This window comes from Streptomyces sp. NPDC093586, assembly GCF_044764905.1.
In the GTDB taxonomy this organism is placed as follows: Bacteria; Actinomycetota; Actinomycetes; order Streptomycetales; family Streptomycetaceae; genus Streptomyces.
This window is the reverse complement of record NZ_JBIWJA010000056.1, coordinates 1-18,494: the sequence shown is the minus strand read 5'-3', so window position 1 is coordinate 18,494 and position 18,494 is coordinate 1. Positions and strand designations below refer to the sequence as shown.

Sequence of the window (18,494 nt, the reverse complement as noted above, 5' to 3'; positions counted from 1 at the left end):
CGGAAAGAGCCGGAACCGGGGGTGGGATGGGCGATGGCCGGGCACGGGGCTCAGGAGCATCCACACGGTGCCGACCGGCTGTGCGCGGCCGGGGACCGCGTGTACTCCCGGGCCGTACGGCGCGGCCGGGTGCCGCGCCGGGACGCGGAGCCGGTGCCCTGCCTGCTGGAGCTGGCCCTGCTGCACCCCGACCCCGACGACATGGACTGGCTCGTGCCGACCTCCCCGCAGGAGGTCATGACACGGCTGCTGCGCGGGGTGCACGACGAGATCAGGGCCAGCCAGCGGCGGATGGGCTCGGCGGTGGAGGCCTTCGAGCGGTACGCGGGCCTCGGCCGGCGCCTCCAGGCGTCGTCGGCCGCGGGGGGCACGGCGATCCGGGTACTGGACGGGCTGGCCCGCATCCAGGCCGCGATGGACGAGGCGACCCAGGCGTGCACGACGGAGGTGCTCACCGTCCAGCCCGGCGGCATCCGGCGCGAGCACGAGCTGTCGGAGGGGCTGCACCGGGCGCTGGCGCTGCGCGGGCGGGGGGTGCGGATGCGGGACCTGTACACGCACGTGGCCCGGCACGGGCAGGGGCTGCTCACCTACCTGGAGCTGATGGGCGACGCGGTGGAGGCCCGCACCCTCGACGAGGTCGTCGACCGTCTCATCCTGTTCGACCGCACGGTGGCGTTCATCCCCGCCAACACCGACCGCACGATGGCCCTCGAGCTGCGCCACCCCGCGCTGATCGCCTACCTGGTGACGGTCTTCGAGCGCCTGTGGAGCCTGGCGGTCCCCTTGACGGCGCCGCTGCCGGACACCGGCTTCGAGGGCGTGTCGCACCGCGAGCGGTCCATCGCGGCGCTGCTGGCGGAGGGCCACCAGGACGCGGTGATCGCGGAGCGGCTGGGCATCAGCGTGCGGACGTGCCGGGCGCACATCGCCCGCCTGTCGGAGACCCTGGGCGCGGTCAGCCGGACCCAGTTGGGGGTGCGCATCGCCCAGGCCGGCCTGGACGGCGCGCCCGCCGTCAGCGTTCCCGGTCGAGAATCCCCGACCGCCCGATGAGGTAACCGAGCTGGGCGCGGCTCTCGCTGCCGAGGGTGGCGGCGAGCTTGGCGATGTGGACCCGGGCGGTCCGGACGTTCATGCCGAGCCGGCCGGCGATGTCGGCGTCCGTGTGGCCCTCCACGAGGAGGGCGGCGATGGCGCGCTGGCGGGGGGTGACGCCGTCGAGGGTGGGCTGCCGGACCGCTTGGGGGTGCATGGGGGTGGCCAGGTGCCAGAAGCGGTCGAAGACGGTGACGAAGTAGGCCACCAGGGCGGGGTGGCGGACTTCGAGGGCGAGGGTGCGGTCGGTGCTGGCGGGGACGAAGGCCACCGTGCGGTCGACGATGATGAGACGTTCGGTGATCTCGTCGAGGGTGCGGGCTTCCACGTCACCCCTCAGCGCCTCGTAGCGGGCGAGGAGGTAGGGGGCGTTGCGGGCGGTGTGCTGGTAGAGCGCGCGTATCCGGCCGCCGCGGTCGAGGAAGGCCTGGTCCCGGGCCATCGCGTCCTCGTGGACCTGCGGGAGCCGGGTCATGACCGGGTCGTGCGGCTGGATGCTGAGCAGTTCGTCGCCCGCCTCGGCCATGGCTTCGGCGATGGCCCGCGTGGTGCGTTGCTTGCTGCTGAGGACCCTGAGCGACGGGGGGTCCGCGTCCGCCGGGCTCCGCGGCCCCAGGCGCATCAGGGGTTCGAAGACATCCGTGAGCCGCTGCTCCCGGCGTCTCTCGTGGGCGATGCGGTCCGCGGAGGCCCGCAGCAGGCGCTGCAGGGCGATGACCGGAGCGACGGGCTCCAGCCGGGTCAGGTCCTCGACGGCCGGATGCAGGAGGCCGATGTCGACCGGGCAGGGCGCGGTGGCCGCCTCCTCGCCGGGCAGGTGACCCTCGCGCAGGGCACGGGCGTAGAGCGCGAGACCCGCCTCGCACAGCTCCTCTCCCGGGTGGCGGTGCGTCCCCTCGGTCACGGGCGGCCCTCGCCCCGGCCGCCCTGTTCCTGTTCGAGGATCCCGGACTGCGCGATGAGGTAGCCCAGTTGGGCGCGGCTGCCGCTGCCGAGGGCGGTGGCCAGCTTCGCTATGTGGGCGCGGCAGGTACGCACGTTCATCCCCAGTCGGCGGGCGATGGCCTCGTCGACGTGGCCCTCGACCAGGAGCTTGGCGATGGAGTACTGGATGTCGGTGATGCCACCGGGCGCGGGTTCGTACGGGGCGCCGGCACTCAGCGGAACGGACCGGCTCCACATGAACTCGAAGACCTTGATCAGATAACGCACCAGGCCGGGGTTGCGCAGCTCCAGGGCGACCTGCTGGTCGTCGCGGGTGGGGATGAACGCGACGGTCTCGTCGCAGACGATGAGGCGTTCCACCACCTCGTCGATCGTGCGGTACTCGGCCTTGCCGACCGCCAGTTGGGCGACGTAGGCCAGCTTCTGGGGGCTGTACCGGGCCGTGTGCTGGTAGAGCGTGCGGATGCGTACGCCGCGCTCTATCAGGGGCTTGTCCCTTTCGAGGCCCTGGGTGAGGCTGCGTTCGGAGAAGCGGTCATCACTCGGCTGTATCGTGAGCATCTCCGTCTGGCACTGGGTGGTGGCCAGATTGAGGGCGGTGTTGATGCGATCACTCCCCTCCAGCACCGTGATCGAATGCTCGCTCGTCGCCGACCGGGCGGCCAGGGCCATGAACGGTTCGAACGTGTTCGCCAGTTTCACGGAGAACTGGCGTCTTTCCGTGATGTCCCGCTCGATGGGGTGCAGACGCTGGGCCAGGGCGACGGAAGGCGGCACGGGGTACAACCAGTCGACGTCGTCCGGGTCCGGGTGGAGAAGGGCGAACTCGATCAGGCAGGGCGCGGATTCCACGTCCGCCCTGGCGATCCGTCCCGTACGGAGGGCGTTCGCGTAGAGCCGGGTTCCTTCGCCGCACAGTTCGGTCACCGCATGGGGATGCGCCACCTTGGTCCGATTTGCCACGAAATCTCCACCCCCCAGGGTCCTGAACATGCAGGAACATGATGCACCGATTGTGTGGCCATGACGTGTCGGAATGAGCCATCGTCTTACCTGACGGGGGAAGAGGAGACTTACGAGTGAGGACGAAGCCGACCATGCGCAAGAGACTGGTTCGCTCGATGCTTGCCGCCGCCCTCCTTGCCGTCGCGGCCTTCGGAGCGCTGAGCGGTCACTCAGACGCGAAGGGCGACATTCGGGCGGACAGCCACTGGCCGTCGAGCCCTGCGAACGCGGGTGACTGAAGTGTCCACTCCACCCGACGACCGTTCCTTCCGACGCGAGATGGCCACCGCCTACCGCTCCGGCTGGCACTTCATCGACCTGGTCACCGCGATCCCCCATGCCGGGGACTCGCTGATGGTGACCGTCTTCGGTGAGCCGGTCGTCGTCACGCTGGACGAGGACGGCGACGTGCGGGCGTACCGGTGCCTGCGGCGCCCCCGAGGGGCGCCGCGGCCCGTGCGGTGCGCCGTCCGGTACGGAATGATCTTTGTGAACCTGGACCAGAGGGACCACCGGCTCGATCGGCCGGAGGCCCCTGAAGTGAGGACCATCTCGGCCACCCCCCGCAGTGCCTGACGCGATTCCCCCGTCGCAACAGATCGCTCAGGCGCTTCCCCCCGGCAGCGGCGTCACCGTGACCTGAACACGGTGACGCCGCTGTCGTATGCGGGGACATTTCCGGGTATCGGCCTGTTCCCCGTCTGGCTGGAAAAGCTCGCGCGGCACGGCCCGTCACCGTTTCCTCCTTGAGTGGAATAGACTCAACTTTGTGCACGTTGACCGAGTCAGCACTGGGAGACGCGGCCGGACCGCCGACGGCCGACGCTAGGAGGGAAGCCAGAACGTGGACGCCGAGCTGACCAACCGGAGCCGGGACGCGATCAACGCGGCCAGCAACCGGGCCGTGACCGATGGGCACGCCGACCTCACGCCCGCCCACCTGCTGCTGGCCCTGCTCCAGGGGCAGGACAACGAGAACATCACCGACCTGCTCGCCGCCGTCGAGGCCGACCTCGCGGCCGTGCGCACCGGCGCCGAGCGCATCCTCGCCGGGCTGCCCAGCGTGACCGGGTCGACGGTCGCGCCGCCCCAGCCCAACCGTGAGATGCTCGCCGTGGTCGCCGACGCCCAGGCGCGCGCGAAGGACCTCGGGGACGAGTACCTCTCCACCGAGCACCTGCTCCTCGGCATCGCCGCGAAGGGCGGCGCGGCCGGTGAGGTACTGGAGGGACAGGGCGCCAGTGCGAAGAAGCTGCAGGACGCCTTCCGCAAGGCGAGGGGAGGGCGCCGCGTGACCACCGCGGACCCCGAGGGGCAGTACAAGGCGCTGGAGAAGTTCGGCACCGACTTCACCGCCGCCGCACGGGACGGCAAGCTCGACCCCGTCATCGGGCGGGACCAGGAGATCCGGCGGGTCGTGCAGGTGCTGTCCCGCCGCACCAAGAACAACCCCGTCCTCATCGGCGAGCCCGGCGTCGGCAAGACCGCCGTCGTCGAGGGGCTCGCCCAGCGGATCGTCAAGGGGGACGTGCCCGAGTCGCTGAAGGACAAGCGGCTGGTCGCGCTGGACCTGGGCGCGATGGTCGCCGGCGCCAAGTACCGCGGCGAGTTCGAGGAGCGGCTGAAGACCGTCCTCGCCGAGATCAAGGACTCCGAGGGCCAGATCATCACCTTCATCGACGAGCTGCACACCGTCGTGGGGGCCGGCGCCGGCGGCGACTCCGCCATGGACGCCGGGAACATGCTCAAGCCGATGCTGGCGCGCGGTGAGCTGCGCATGGTCGGCGCGACCACGCTGGACGAGTACCGGGAACGGATCGAGAAGGACCCCGCCCTGGAGCGGCGCTTCCAGCAGGTGCTGGTCGCCGAGCCGAGCGTCGAGGACTCCATCGCGATCCTGCGCGGGCTCAAGGGCCGCTACGAGGCCCACCACAAGGTGCAGATCGCCGACAGCGCGCTCGTGGCCGCCGCCACCCTCTCCGACCGGTACATCACCTCCCGCTTCCTGCCCGACAAGGCCATCGACCTCGTCGACGAGGCCGCGTCCCGGCTGCGCATGGAGATCGACTCGTCCCCCGTCGAGATCGACGAACTCCAGCGCGCCGTCGACCGGCTGAAGATGGAGGAGCTGGCGATCGGCAAGGAGACCGACGCCGCCTCCCTGGAGCGCCTGGAGCGGCTGCGCCGCGACCTCGCCGACAAGGAGGAGGAGCTGCGCGGCCTCACCGCCCGCTGGGAGAAGGAGAAGCAGTCCCTCAACCGGGTCGGCGAGCTGAAGGAGAAGCTCGACGAACTGCGCGGACAGGCCGAACGCGCCCAGCGCGACGGCGACTTCGACACCGCCGCCAAGCTCCTCTACGGCGAGATCCCGGCCCTGGAACGCGACCTGGAGGCCGCCTCCGAGGCCGAGGAAGAGGTCGCCAAGGACACCATGGTCAAGGAGGAGGTCGGCGCCGACGACATCGCGGACGTCGTCGCCTCCTGGACCGGCATCCCCGCCGGGCGCCTGCTGGAGGGCGAGACGCAGAAGCTGCTGCGCATGGAGGACGAGCTCGGCAAGCGGCTCATCGGGCAGGGCGAGGCCGTGCGCGCCGTGTCCGACGCCGTGCGGCGCAGCCGGGCCGGCATCGCCGACCCCGACCGTCCCACCGGGTCGTTCCTCTTCCTCGGCCCGACCGGTGTCGGCAAGACCGAGCTGGCCAAGGCGCTCGCCGACTTCCTCTTCGACGACGAGCGGGCCATGGTCCGCATCGACATGTCGGAGTACAGCGAGAAGCACAGCGTCGCCCGCCTGGTCGGCGCCCCGCCCGGATACGTCGGGTACGAGGAGGGCGGCCAGCTCACCGAGGCCGTGCGGCGGCGGCCGTACAGCGTCGTGCTGCTGGACGAGGTGGAGAAGGCGCACCCCGAGGTCTTCGACATCCTGCTCCAGGTGCTGGACGACGGCCGCCTCACCGACGGGCAGGGCCGCACCGTCGACTTCCGCAACACCATCCTGGTGCTGACCTCCAACCTGGGCAGCCAGTTCCTGGTCGACCCGATCACCAGTGAGACGGAGAAGAAGGAGCAGGTCCTGGAGGTGGTCCGGGCGTCGTTCAAGCCGGAGTTCCTCAACCGGCTCGACGACCTCGTGGTCTTCTCGGCCCTGAGCAAGGACGAGCTGAGCCGGATCGCGCGGCTCCAGATCGACGCGCTCGCCCGGCGCCTCGCCGAGCGCCGCCTCACCCTGGAGATCACCGACGAGGCCCTGGCCTGGCTCGCCGACGAGGGCATGGACCCGGCCTACGGCGCCCGCCCGCTGCGCCGCCTCGTGCAGACCGCGATCGGCGACCGGCTCGCCCGCGAGATCCTCGCCGGCGAGATCAAGGACGGCGACACGGTCCGCGTGGACCGCTTCGGCGACGACCTGATCGTGGGCCCGGCGAGCGGCAAGACGCTGTAGCCCCGGCACGCCGCACGGCCCGCCGCCCCCGTGGGCGGCGGGCCGCCGCGCGTCACACGGTGAACGCCGAGAAGCGCACCAGGGCGGTGCCGCCGTCCTCGTACACCACGTCCACCTGGACGGAGTCGGCGTCCACTCCCGACGGCAGGCCCTGCTCGTGGCCCAGGCCCAGACACAGATCCGCCTCGTCCGGACAGAACTCCGTCCGGGGCGCGGGGGCGTCCGGGTACGTGCGCGTGAGCCAGTCCCGGACCCCTGTGCGCGGCATCCGGAAGACCGCGCCGTAGTGGACGTCCTGCCAGCTCTGCCGGGTGCACTCCCCGGCCGGCGCGGCGACGTCCGGCAGCGCCGCGCCGCCGAAGCGCAGGGCCTTTGCGCAGGGCACTTGTTCGGGTCCGCCGCCGCGCGGGTACTCGTCGTCGGACAGCACGACGGCCGCGAGAACGACGAGGGAGGGAAGCAGGACGAGCGCCGGCAGCGTCACGAGGGCCGCGAGCAGCCACCACCCGGTCCGCCCCGGGCGCGCCCGGGCGCCGGACGCGCCGCCGTGCCCCGTGTCCGCCTCATGCCCCCGCCCCCGTCCGTCCGGCCGCCACCCGACCGGCTGGATCATGTCAGCCCACGGCTTACAGGCCTCCGGCGGGCTTGCCACGCCCCTCCCCGCATGGGGGAGGATGGTGTGATCCGTACGAAGGGAAAAACACGGTGAGCATCGACCCGTCCTCGATTCCGAACTTCGGGGGCCAGCCCGAGCCGCAGCCCCAAGGGCCGGCGGGCCCCGTCGTCCCGGATCAGGACCTCGTGAAGCAGCTCCTCGAACAGATGGAGCTGAAGTACGTCGTCGACGACGAGGGTGACCTCGCGGCGCCGTGGGAGCAGTTCCGTACGTACTTCATGTTCCGTGGCGAGGGCGACCAGCAGATCTTCTCGGTGCGGACGTTCTACGACCGTCCCCACCAGATCGACGACAAGCCGCAGCTGCTGGAGTCGCTCGACGACTGGAACCGGCGCACCCTGTGGCCCAAGGTGTACTCCCACACCCACGACGACGGCACCGTCCGCCTGATCGGCGAGGCGCAGATGCTGATCGGCATGGGCGTCAGCCTGGAGCACTTCGTCTCCTCGACGGTCAGCTGGGTGCGCGCCGCCATCGAGTTCGACCGCTGGCTGGTCGAGCAGCTCGGCCTGGAGCAGGAGATCGACGGGGCGGAGAAGCCCGGGGACGAGGACGGCGAGTAGTCCGCCCCCGCGTACCGGGGAGCCCGGCCGGGCACCGACCGCCGCCCGGGGTCGTGTGCCGGGGCCGGGCTCTCGCCGTTCAACCTCCCGGCGTCTTCAGCCTCCCGGCGTCTTCAGCCTCCCAGCGTCTTCAGCCGCCGTACGGCCTCCTCCAGGACCTCCGTACGCTTGCAGAACGCGAACCGGACGAAGGGGGCGCCCGCCTCCCGGTGGTCGTAGAAGACGGCGTTGGGGATGGCGACGACACCCGCGCGCTCCGGCAGGTCGCGGCAGAAGGCGAAGCCGTCGCTCTCGCCGAGGGGGCGGATGTCGGTGGTGACGAAGTACGTCCCGGCGGGGCGGTGGACGCCGAAGCCCGCCTGGGCGAGGCCCGCCGCCAGGAGGTCGCGCTTGGCCTCCAGGTCCGCGCGGAAGGCGGCGAAGTAGGAGTCGGGCAGGGCGAGGGCCTCGGCGACGGCGTACTGGAAGGGGCCCGACGCCACATAGGTCAGGTACTGCTTGGCCGAGCGGACCGCGGTGACCAGGGCGGGCGGGGCGGTGATCCAGCCGACCTTCCAGCCGGTGAACGAGAACGTCTTGCCGGCCGAGCTGATCGTCACCGTGCGCTCGCGCATCCCCGGGAAGGACGCGAGCGGGATGTGCTCGGCGCCGTCGAACACCAGGTGCTCGTAGACCTCGTCCGTCACCACCAGCAGGTCCCGCTCCACGGCCAGCTCGGCGACCGCCGCGAGTTCGGCGCGGGTCAGGACGGTGCCCGTCGGGTTGTGCGGGGTGTTGAGCAGCAGCAGGCGGGTGCGGTCGGTGACCGCGGCGCGCAGCTCGTCCAGGTCGAGGCGGAACGTGCCCTCGTGCGGGCGCAGGGTCACCGGCACCCGCGTGCCGCCCGCCATGGCGACGCAGGCCGCGTACGAGTCGTAGTACGGCTCCAGGGCGACGACCTCGTCGCCGGGCTCCAGCAGGGCCAGCAGGGAGGCGGCGATGGCCTCGGTGGCGCCGGCGGTGACCAGGACCTCGGTGTCCGGGTCCCAGGACAGGCCGTAGCGCCGCCGCTGGTGGGCGGCGATCGCGGTGCGCAGCTCGGGGACGCCCGGGCCCGGCGGGTACTGGTTGCCGCGCCCGTCGCGCAGGGCCCGCACCGCCGCCTCCCGGATCTCCTCGGGGCCGTCCGTGTCGGGGAAGCCCTGGCCCAGGTTGATCGCCCCGGTCCGCACCGCCAGGGCGGACATCTCGGCGAAGACGGTCGTCCCGAACTCTGCGAGCCGGCGGTTGAGGAAGGGGCGTGCGCTGGAGGTCATGGCGGCCATCCTGCGCCGAAGCTCTGGAGTTCCTCAACTCTGCTTTGGGGCGCGGTGGGCGAGGGCATCCCCCGTTCACGCAACGAGCTCCACGGAAAGCGAGGCGCCCGACGGGGGGTTGCTTCGGGGGAACTTCCGGGCGGGAGTCCGGGGGAATCGGAAGGAGGGTGACGCCATGCTCATCGGCATCATCCTGATCGTGATCGTCGCTCTGGCCGTCGCGGGGATCGTCTCCCGCGTGCGGGGCGGTGGGGGCTCCGCCGCCGGCCGTGCGTCCGGACGGGGTTCGCGGTCGTCGGGCGGAAGCAGCGGCGACAGCGGCAACAGCTGGTGGGCCGGTGGCTCGGACGGCGGTTCGTCGTCGGGCGGGCACCACCACGGAGGCCACTCCTGCGGGAGCAGTTCGTCCTGCGGTGGCGGCTCGTCCTGCGGAGGCGGGTCGTCCTGCGGGGGAGGGGGCGGCGGATGCGGTGGAGGCAGCTGACACGGGGCAGCTGAGCTCCTGCCAGGGGGAACCGCATCCGCTTCGAGGGGGTCCGCACTTGGGTCCGGCCCCCCGGTCCCCACCGAGAGCGCCCGCCGGGAATCACACCCGGTGGGCGCTCTCGCACACCGGTGCACGCGGAGCGAGCCGGTCGCACACCATGGTTGAACAGTTGAGCTGTTGAGCCCCCCGAGGGATGGAAACGCTACGAAGTTGGGTAAAAACGCTGTGGTGTCGCCACGGTTCATGATTCGCTCTCCCTTGTCAACGCAGCCCCCGGACGATCTGTTGACCCCCCTCCTGACCGGCCGACCGGGCTGACCGGGCCGCCTCCCCGACAGTGACCGGGGTGCGCGGGGTCCACACCTTCCTCTCCTTGTGCGCTTGCGGAGCCCATCCATGCTCACGACCCTGAACACCGCCTACACCGACACGCGCGCCGCCGACCTGGCCTGGGCCCTGGGGCGCGAACCATTGCCCGCGCTGGCCAGCCTCGACATCGAACTGAAGGGCGCCAAGCTGCAGTTGCGGCTCCTCGGCGCCTCCCACCAAGTCCTGCTGGAGGAGGAGGGGGGCGTCTGCTCGGAGACGGTCGCGTGCATCCCGGGCAGCAGCACCCCGCTTCCGCTCGGCGTGGCCAAGCGGGTGGGTGACTGGGAGTACGAGTTCGCCGCCCGCGTGGAGCTGCTCACGCCGGGCTCCTTCGCGGGCCGGGCCCAGGAGCTGCTGGCGCTGGTCACCGACCATCCGCACGGGCTGGCCGGCGTCTTCCCCGGCAGTCCGGACGCCTTCACCGCGCTGCTCGCCCACCGGCACGAGGGGCAGGTGCACTGGCGCACCTGGCACGCCTATCCGCAGGACGGCCAGCTGGTGGCGACCCGGACCCGGGTCGGCGTCCGGGTGCCGACGCCGCAGCTCAGTCCCTCCGGGGTGTGAGGTGGGTAAACCTGCGGCGCCCGGGGGACGGAAGTTTCACACGTGTGGGTGACGTAGTGCGGTGGAGGAGTGACGTAACGTCACTGCGTGATCGAATCGCACGCTCCCGCACCTCCCGGCTCACCACCGTCCTGGGACGGCGCGGACGGGCGCAGAGGCCGCCCGGACGGGCCGGACGCCCGCGGCGGCCTCCGCGGGCGGGGCGTCCCGAGTGACCCGAGTGACCCGACGGGGCCTGGCGCGAACGGATCCGGTCCGAACGGATCCGACCTGGGCGGAGCCGTCCCCGCGGGATCCGGCGCGAGCGGATCCGGACCGGTGGGATCCGGCCCGGCGGGGCCCGGCGCGATGGTCCGGTTGCCCGTCCGGCCCGGGACCGGGCGGTTCCTGGTCCTCGCGGGCGTCTTCGTCTGCGCGGCCTGCGGACTCGTGTACGAACTCGAACTGGTCGCCCTCGCCTCGTACCTGATCGGCGACTCGGTCACCCAGGCGTCCGTCGTCCTGTCCGTCATGGTCTTCGCCATGGGCGTGGGCTCGCTCGCCGCCAAGCGGCTGCGCCGGTTCGCGGCGGCCGGTTTCGGCGCGGTCGAGGCCGTCCTCGCCCTCGTCGGCGGCTCCAGCGCCATGGTGTTGTACGCCGTCTTCGCCTGGACCGGCGGCTGGGGCGGCCTGTGGTCCGACGGCCCGCGCTTCGTCCTGGTCGCCTTCTCGCTCGCCATCGGCCTGCTGATCGGCGCCGAGGTGCCGCTGCTGATGGAGCTGATCCAGCGCATCCGCCACCAGGACGCGGGCGGCGCCGTCGCCGACCTGTTCGCCGCGGACTACGTCGGCGCCCTCGTGGGCGGCCTCGCCTTCCCCTTCGTCCTGCTGCCGCGCCTCGGGCAGCTGACCGGCACGCTGGTCACCGGCACGGTCAACGCGGCCGTCGGCGCCGCCCTGGTCCTCGGCCTGTTCCGGCGGGACATGACCCGCCGGGCGCGCCGGCTGCTGCTGATCGCCAACGCCGTCGTCCTCGCCGTCCTCGCCACGGCGACCGTCCTCGCCGACGACTTCGAACGCGCCGCCCGCGAGGCGGTCTACGGCCAGGACGTCCGCGTCGCCGTCCGGACCGACGTGCAGGAGGTGGTCCTCACCGGCGGTGCCGATGGCCGGCCCCTCCGTCTCTTCCTGGACGGCCGGCTGCGGGTCGACGGCGACGACGAGCGCCGGTACCACGAGGCCCTGGTGCACCCGGCCATGGCCGGACCGCACGCGCGCGTGCTGATCCTCGGCGGCGGCGACGGCCTCGCCGCGCGGGAGGTGCTGCGCCACCCGGACGTGCGCCGCGTCGACGTCGTGGAACCCGACCCGGGTCTCACCCGGCTGGCCCGGCACGACCCCGGCCTGTCCGCGCTGAACGAGCACGCCTACGGCGACCCGCGCGTCCGCGTCAGGACCGCGGACGCCTTCCACCGGCTGCGCTCGACGCCCACCGCGGCGTACGACGTGGTGATCTCGGACCTGCCCGACCCCGGCATCACGGCCGGCACCAAGCTGTACTCGCAGGAGTTCTACGGCCTGCTGCGGCGGGTGCTCGCGCCCGGCGGGCGGCTGGCCGTCCACGCCGGCCCCGTCTCCTCGCGGCCCCGGGCGTTCTGGACCGTCGACGCGTCGCTGCGGGCGGCCGGACTGCGGACCGCGGCCTACCGCGTCGGCGGCCGCGGCCCCGGCTTCACCGCCGGCCCCGACCGGACGACCGGCACCTCCCGCGCGCCCCGGGACTGGGGCTTCGTCCTCGCCGCCCGCACGCCCCCCGGCCTGAGCCTCGATCCGGCGGCCCCCCGCCCGCGCACCCTCACCCGGCAGTCCCTCGCCGCGGCCGCCCGCTCGGCGGCCGGCACGCGCGTGTCCGGACTGCCGCCGTCCACGCTGGTGCGTCCGCGGTACTGAGCCCGCCGGGGCGCCCGGCGCCCCCCAGCGCGCGGGCCGCCCCCTGCGCGACCCCCGCACGGCGGCCCGTCCGGTCCCTCCCCCGGGCCCGGACGGGCCGCCGCGTCCCCCTGTGGATCGTTCGCACCGAGAACCTACGGCCGCCCCGGCCGCCCCGGAATCCCGCAGTGGGTGGAGACGGGAGCCCACCCGGCGCGGTAGACGCGCGGTTCCTGCAACTTCGGCGGTACGGCGGCAGGATGACGCCGCCGCCCGGCGGACGGACTTACGCTGCGGCAATGCGCCTGCACCCCCTGGCGGCCGACGGCCTGATCGCCGCGGCGCTGACGACCGTGGCCGTCCTGCTCGGCACCGAGGCCGTCGCCCAGGGATGGCCCGCGCTCGGCCCGCTCGCCTGGACGCTCACCGCCCTCGTGAACCTGCCGCTCGCCCTGCGCACCCGCGCACCCGTCACCGTCTGCCTCGTCTCGCACGGCTGCTGGGCGGTCTACATCGCCCTCGGCCAGTGGCCCGTGGTCGGTTCCTTCGGCCCCATGCTCGCCGTCTACACCGTGGCCTCCCTGCGCTCCACCCGCCTCGCCGCCGCCTGCGCCGCCCTGCTCGCCGGTGTCTGGATCTGCGCCGGGATCGTCAGCGACGCCGATGCCATGGCGTCCGTCGTCGGCCAGGCCGTGGGCTTCCCGCTCGTCCTGTGGCGGTTCGGGTACGTCGCCCGCAGGACCGGCGAACTCACCCGGGAACTCCGCGCCGAACAGGCCGAACGGGCCCGGCGCGAGGTGGCCGAGGAGCGGGTGCGGATCGCCCGCGAGCTGCACGACGTGGTCGCCCACCACATCGCCGTCATCAACGTCCAGGCCGGCCTCGCCCGGTTCGTCTTCCACTCCGACGCCCCCACCGCCCGCGACGCCCTGGACACCATCGAGGGCGCGAGCGGCGAGGCCCTCGCCGAACTGCGGCGCATGCTGGGCCTGTTGCGCGCGGACGGGGTGCAGGGCGCGGCCGGCGCCCCGGCGCCGGGGCTCGACCAGCTGGGCGAGATGGTCACCCGGGTGCGCACCGGCGGCGTCGGCGTCGACCTGCGCGTCACGGGCGAACCGCGCCCCCTGCCGCCCGGCGTGCAGCTGTGCGTGTACCGGGTGGTCCAGGAGGCCCTGACCAACGTCCTCAAGCACGCGCCCGGCGCACACGCCGCCGTCGAACTCGCCTACCGCGCGGGCGAGGTGGCGGTGGCGGTGACCGACGACGGACCCGGGGACGCCCGGCGGGAGGGGGGGAATTCGGACACAATCCCCGAGCGCGGCGGCCACGGCTTGATCGGTATGCGCGAGCGGGCCAAGCTCTACGGCGGGACGATCGTCGTCGGCCCGCGCAGCGAGGGGGGATTCGGCGTGCGCCTGACCCTGCCGACGCCGGTACAGACCGCACGCCGGGGAGACGCCGTCCGGGAATGACCGACGCAGACCGTCCGACCCACCGCCCGAACGACTGCCCTGCCGACCGCACGGGCTACCGCCCTGCCGACCGCGCGGACGACCGCCCTGCCGACCGCACGGGCTACCGCCCTGCCGACCGCGCGGACGACCCCGCGACGGACCGGGCGGAGGGCCGCGCGCCGGACCCCGCGCCCGGCCGTCCGGCGGACCGCGCGGCGGACCGCCCGATCAGGCTGCTCGTCGTCGACGACCAGTTCCTCGTCCGCAGCGGGCTGGCCGCGCTGCTGCGGGCCGCCCCCGGCATGGAGGTCGTCGGCGAGGCGTCCGACGGGGCCCAGGCGGTGGCGCTGGCCGCACAGACCCGGCCGGACGTCGTCCTGATGGACATCCGCATGCCCGGCATGACCGGCATCCAGGCCACCGAGCGGATCCTCGCCGAGGCGGTGGACCCCGCGCCCCGCATCCTGATGCTCACCACCTTCGACCTGGACGAGTACGTGTACGGCGCCCTGCGCGCCGGAGCCTCGGGGTTCCTGCTCAAGGACGCCGGCCCCGAACGGCTGCTGGCCGCGGTCACCGCGGTGCACGGCGGTGACGCGCTGTTCGCCCCCGCGGTCACCCGGCGCCTGGTGGAGGCGTTCACGCGGGTGTCGGACGCGCGCACCCCCGAGCCCCCGGACGGGCCGCCGCCCGCGCTGACGTCGCTGACCACCCGGGAGGCCGAGGTCCTGAAACTGGTGGCCCGCGGACTGAGCAACGCCGAGGCCGCCGACCGCCTGTTCATCAGCGAGGCCACGGTGAAGACCCACCTCAACCGCACGATGACCAAGCTGGGCCTGGCCAGCCGGGCCCAGGCGGTGGTGCTGGCCTACGAGACGGGCCTCGTGACGCCGGGGAGCGCCGCGGGGGGCGGATGAGTTCGTGCCGACGGGGGGTGCGCCGGGCGCCCGCTGGGTAGGCTGCGCTGACATGGAGCATGAGGTGTTCGTTCCGGTTCCGGCCGAGCGGCTCAGGGAGGTGCTGGCCGACCCCGTTCGGGTCGCCCGGGCGGTCCCGGGGCTCCAGCAGGACGCCGGCGCCGAGCCCGTCGCGGGGCGGCTGAAGGTCCGCATCGGCAGTCACTCCATCACCTACCGGGGCTCCCTGAGCCTGACCGCGTGCGACGACGGGGCGTACGTCGTCGAGGGCGACGCCACGGAGTCGCGCGGCACCGGCGCGGTGACGCTCGCGCTCGTCCTCCACGTGCGGGACGCCGAGGGGGGTTCCACCCTCGCGTTCGCCGGGACGGCCACCGCGGACGGGCGGGTCACGGAGTTGCCGGAGGAGTCGGTGACCTCGGCCACCACCCGCCTGCTGACCCGGTTCGCGGAGAACCTGGGCGCGGCGGCGCAGGAGAGGACACCACCGGCCGCGGAGGCGGAGCCGCGGCACACGTCGGTCTTCGACACCGAGGTCCCCCCGTCCTCCCTCGGCCCCGAAGCGGACGCGGACACGGGCGCATCCGACGGCGACGAGGCCGCGCAGGTCCCGGAGAGCCCGCAGGCCCCGAGCAGCCCGCAGGCCCCGGGCAGCCCACAGGTCCCGGGCAGCCCACAGGCCCCGGAGAGCCCGGAGCTCCCCGCCACCCCCGAAGCCCCCGAACCCCCCGCCGAGGCCGCGCACGCGCGCCGCACGATGATCGGCCGCAGCGCGGAGGAGGTGGACCACGCCCCGCCGCGCGGCCGGTACGCCCCCGTTCCGGCACCGCAGGCGAACGCGTCCGGTACCTCCCTGCGCTGGGCCGTCCCGGCGGCGGCCCTGGCCGTGGCGTCGGCCGTCGTGCTCGGCCGGGCCCTGCGCAACAAGCGCCGCTGAGCCGCGGGCGTGCTCGGAACGCGGCCCCGGACCGCAGGCCGCCCGGACCGCAGGCGCCCCGCACGGCAGGCGCTTCCGGGCCGTCGCCCTGCCGCCACTGCCCCGGCCGCATCCCGAACGCCCCCCGGCCGCCGTCCCACCCCGTCGCCCCGGCCGGGTGGGGCGTCCTTGATCGCCCCAGTAGGGTCGGGGCGTGAGCAACGAACCCATCACGCTGACCGCGGGTGACGCGGAGGCGACCGTGCTGCCGGGCAACGGCGGACGGATCGGCGGGCTCCGGATCGGCGGCACCGAGCTGCTCCGCCAGGGCGAACGCTACGGCTGCTTCCCGATGGTCCCCTGGTGCGGCCGGATCCGCGAGGGCCGCTTCCGGGACGGCGCCGTCGTGCACCAGATGCCGCTGAACTCCCCGCCGCACGCCATCCACGGCACCGCCCGCGACGGCGCCTGGCGCACCGCCCGCGTCAGCGGGAACGAGGCCGTCATCACGTACGACCTCGTCGACCCCTGGCCCTACTCGGGCCGCGTCACGCAGGTGATCGCGCTCGCCGAGGACGCCCTGACGCTGACGATGTCCGTGGAGACGTACGAGTCGTCCTTCCCGGCGCAGATCGGCTGGCACCCGTGGTTCAACCGCACCCTCGACGGGGCGGACGTGGCGATCGCCTTCGACCCCGCCTGGCAGGAGGAGCGCGGCGACGACCACCTGCCCACCGGCAACCGGACCGACCCGAAGCCGGGTCCGTGGGACGACTGCTTCGGCATGCCGGACGGCGTCGACGTCACCCTGACCTGGCCGGGCCGGCTGGAGCTGAGGGTGACCAGTCCGGAGCAGTGGGCCGTGGTCTACGACGAGCAGGAGGCCGCCGTCTGCGTGGAGCCGCAGACCGGGCCGCCCGACGGGCTGAACACCCAGCCGCGCCTGGTCACCCCGCTGGAGCCGCTGGAGGCCACGACGACCTGGCGCTGGACCCGGCTCTAAGCTGGTGCGCATGACGGATGTACGCGGCGCGCTGCTGCAGCAGATCAAGGACAAGGCCGTGGTGCACGGCAAGGTGACGCTCTCCTCGGGGCTGGAGGCCGACTACTACGTCGACCTGCGCCGCGTCACGCTCGACGGCGAGTCGGCGCCGCTGGTCGGACAGGTGCTGCTCGACCTGACCGCCGACCTCGACTTCGACGCGGTGGGCGGCCTGACCATGGGCGCCGACCCGGTCGCCGCGAGCATGCTGCACGCCGCCGCCGCGCGCGGCAGGCGCCTGGACGCGTTCGTCGTCCGCAAGGCCGCCAAGGCGCACGGGCTGCAGCGCCGCGTCGAGGGCCCGGACATCAAGGGCCGTCGCGTTCTCGTCGTCGAGGACACCTCCACCACCGGCGGCTCTCCGCTCACCGCCGTCGAGGCCGTGCGCGAGGCCGGCGCCGAGGTCGTGGCCGTGGCGACGATCGTCGACCGGGCGACGGGCGCCGCCGAGAAGATCCAGGAGGGCGCCGGGGTGCCCTACCGGTACGCCTACTCCAAGGACGAGCTGGGCCTCGACTGAGGCCCGCTCGGCGTATCCCGCCCCGTCTGGAAAGATGGGGCCGACGATGACGTCGCCCCAAGGTCTAGGTCAGGGCCGTAAGCACGCAGCAGCCCACCCGCACATACAAGGAGCGGACAGATGCCCATCGCAACTCCCGAGGTCTACAACGAGATGCTGGACCGGGCGAAGGCAGGGAAGTTCGCCTACCCGGCCATCAACGTGACCTCCTCCCAGACGCTGCACGCGGCCCTGCGCGGTTTCGCGGAGGCGGAGAGCGACGGCATCGTCCAGATCTCCACCGGCGGCGCCGAGTTCCTGGGCGGCCAGCACAACAAGGACATGGTGACCGGCGCCGTCGCCCTCGCCGAGTTCGCGCACATCGTCGCCGAGAAGTACGACGTCACCGTCGCGCTGCACACGGACCACTGCCCGAAGGACAAGCTCGACGGGTACGTGCGCCCGCTGCTCGCGGTCTCCGAGGAGCGCGTCAAGGCCGGCCGCAACCCGCTGTTCCAGTCCCACATGTGGGACGGCTCCGCCGAGACCCTGTCCGACAACCTCTCCATCGCCACCGAGCTGCTGGAGCGCGCCCGCGCCGCCAAGATCATCCTCGAGGTCGAGATCACCCCGACCGGCGGTGAGGAGGACGGCGTCTCCCACGAGATCAACGACTCCCTCTACACCACGGTCGAGGACGCGATCCGCACCGTCGAGGCCCTGGGCCTGGGCGAGAAGGGCCGCTACCTGCTCGCCGCCTCCTTCGGCAACGTGCACGGCGTGTACAAGCCGGGCAACGTGGTGCTCCGCCCCGAGCTGCTCAAGGAGCTGAACGAGGGCGTCGCCGCCAAGTACGGCCGGCCGGCCGGCAGCAAGCCGTTCGACTTCGTCTTCCACGGCGGCTCCGGCTCCTCCGCGGAGGAGATCGCGACCGCCCTGGAGAACGGCGTGGTCAAGATGAACATCGACACGGACACCCAGTACGCCTTCACGCGTCCGGTCGCCGCCCACATGTTCAGCAACTACGACGGCGTCCTGAAGGTCGACGGCGAGGTCGGCAACAAGAAGACCTACGACCCGCGCACCTGGGGCAAGCTGGCCGAGGCCGGCATGGCCGCGCGCGTCGTCGAGGCCTGCGGCCACCTGCGGTCCGCCGGACAGAAGATCAAGTAGTCCCGCTCCGTGGGGAGGGGGCCGGCCCCCCCCGCGGGGGGGGGGGCCCCCCCCCGCCCGGGGGCCCGGGGGGGGCGGGGGGGGGGCCCCCGCGGGGCGCGGGGGGGGGGCGACAGCGCGCAGCGCGCGGGAAACACGCGC

Annotated in this window: 16 protein-coding genes; 12 read left to right on the top strand and 4 right to left on the bottom strand. The window is 73.3% G+C overall.

Features of this window, described 5'->3' with window-relative positions:
• Positions 1–33: 33 nt before the first annotated feature.
• Positions 34–1,056, top strand: coding sequence for a LuxR C-terminal-related transcriptional regulator (locus ACIRFH_RS34135; protein WP_403529660.1), 1,023 nt, complete (start codon positions 34–36; stop codon positions 1,054–1,056).
• On the opposite strand, the gene ACIRFH_RS34130 is transcribed toward ACIRFH_RS34135, so the two are convergent.
• Together ACIRFH_RS34130 and ACIRFH_RS34125 are read right to left on the bottom strand one after the other, a co-directional pair.
• On the bottom strand, positions 1,019–2,002 hold the full coding sequence (locus ACIRFH_RS34130; RefSeq protein WP_403529657.1) for a LuxR C-terminal-related transcriptional regulator: 984 nt from the start codon (positions 2,000–2,002) through the stop codon (positions 1,019–1,021). The genes ACIRFH_RS34135 and ACIRFH_RS34130 overlap by 38 nt on opposite strands.
• Positions 1,999–3,036, bottom strand: a complete 1,038-nt coding sequence (locus ACIRFH_RS34125) for a helix-turn-helix transcriptional regulator (RefSeq protein ID WP_403529654.1) — start codon at positions 3,034–3,036, stop codon at positions 1,999–2,001. The genes ACIRFH_RS34130 and ACIRFH_RS34125 overlap by 4 nt, the downstream gene beginning before the upstream one ends.
• Before the next feature lie 252 nt (positions 3,037–3,288).
• On the opposite strand from ACIRFH_RS34125, the gene ACIRFH_RS34120 reads away from it, so the two are divergent.
• Both ACIRFH_RS34120 and clpB read left to right on the top strand, forming a co-directional pair.
• A complete protein-coding gene (locus tag ACIRFH_RS34120) occupies positions 3,289–3,624 on the top strand; it encodes a hypothetical protein (protein WP_403529651.1) in 336 nt (111 codons plus the stop codon).
• 268 nt (positions 3,625–3,892) lie between these two features.
• Positions 3,893–6,490, top strand: coding sequence for an ATP-dependent chaperone ClpB (gene clpB / locus ACIRFH_RS34115; protein WP_403529648.1), 2,598 nt, complete (start codon positions 3,893–3,895; stop codon positions 6,488–6,490).
• 52 nt (positions 6,491–6,542) lie between these two features.
• On the opposite strand, the gene ACIRFH_RS34110 is transcribed toward clpB, so the two are convergent.
• Positions 6,543–7,103 carry a hypothetical protein gene (locus tag ACIRFH_RS34110; RefSeq protein WP_403529645.1) on the bottom strand — a complete coding sequence of 187 codons (561 nt, stop codon included), beginning with the start codon at positions 7,101–7,103 and terminating at the stop codon, positions 6,543–6,545.
• A 92-nt stretch (positions 7,104–7,195) separates the two neighbouring features.
• On the opposite strand from ACIRFH_RS34110, the gene ACIRFH_RS34105 reads away from it, so the two are divergent.
• On the top strand, positions 7,196–7,729 hold the full coding sequence (locus tag ACIRFH_RS34105) for a YbjN domain-containing protein (protein WP_403529642.1): 534 nt from the start codon (positions 7,196–7,198) through the stop codon (positions 7,727–7,729).
• A gap of 113 nt (positions 7,730–7,842) precedes the next feature.
• Here ACIRFH_RS34105 and ACIRFH_RS34100 read toward each other — a convergent pair whose 3' ends face one another.
• Positions 7,843–9,033 (bottom strand): pyridoxal phosphate-dependent aminotransferase, encoded by a 1,191-nt coding sequence (locus ACIRFH_RS34100; protein WP_403529639.1) that lies wholly within the window; start codon positions 9,031–9,033, stop codon positions 7,843–7,845.
• A gap of 874 nt (positions 9,034–9,907) precedes the next feature.
• On the opposite strand from ACIRFH_RS34100, the gene ACIRFH_RS34095 reads away from it, so the two are divergent.
• The 8 genes from ACIRFH_RS34095 (at position 9,908) to fbaA (ending at position 18,353) form a co-directional block, all read left to right on the top strand.
• A complete protein-coding gene (locus tag ACIRFH_RS34095; protein WP_403529636.1) occupies positions 9,908–10,444 on the top strand; it encodes a DUF2617 family protein in 537 nt (178 codons plus the stop codon).
• Between the two features lie 348 nt (positions 10,445–10,792).
• On the top strand, positions 10,793–12,373 hold the full coding sequence (locus tag ACIRFH_RS34090) for a polyamine aminopropyltransferase (protein ID WP_403529706.1): 1,581 nt from the start codon (positions 10,793–10,795) through the stop codon (positions 12,371–12,373).
• 278 nt (positions 12,374–12,651) lie between these two features.
• Positions 12,652–13,824, top strand: a complete 1,173-nt coding sequence (locus ACIRFH_RS34085) for a sensor histidine kinase (RefSeq protein WP_403529633.1) — start codon at positions 12,652–12,654, stop codon at positions 13,822–13,824.
• 215 nt (positions 13,825–14,039) lie between these two features.
• Positions 14,040–14,723, top strand: a complete 684-nt coding sequence (locus tag ACIRFH_RS34080; RefSeq protein WP_403529703.1) for a response regulator — start codon at positions 14,040–14,042, stop codon at positions 14,721–14,723.
• Positions 14,724–14,775: 52 nt separating this feature from the next.
• A complete protein-coding gene (locus tag ACIRFH_RS34075) occupies positions 14,776–15,660 on the top strand; it encodes an SRPBCC domain-containing protein (protein ID WP_403529630.1) in 885 nt (294 codons plus the stop codon).
• Between the two features lie 193 nt (positions 15,661–15,853).
• Positions 15,854–16,642, top strand: coding sequence for an aldose 1-epimerase (locus ACIRFH_RS34070; protein ID WP_403529627.1), 789 nt, complete (start codon positions 15,854–15,856; stop codon positions 16,640–16,642).
• A 10-nt stretch (positions 16,643–16,652) separates the two neighbouring features.
• Complete coding sequence (gene pyrE, locus ACIRFH_RS34065; protein WP_403529624.1) at positions 16,653–17,201, top strand: orotate phosphoribosyltransferase; 549 nt, start codon at positions 16,653–16,655, stop codon at positions 17,199–17,201.
• 120 nt (positions 17,202–17,321) lie between these two features.
• Positions 17,322–18,353, top strand: coding sequence for a class II fructose-bisphosphate aldolase (fbaA, locus tag ACIRFH_RS34060; RefSeq protein ID WP_403529622.1), 1,032 nt, complete (start codon positions 17,322–17,324; stop codon positions 18,351–18,353).
• Positions 18,354–18,494 lie beyond the last annotated feature (141 nt).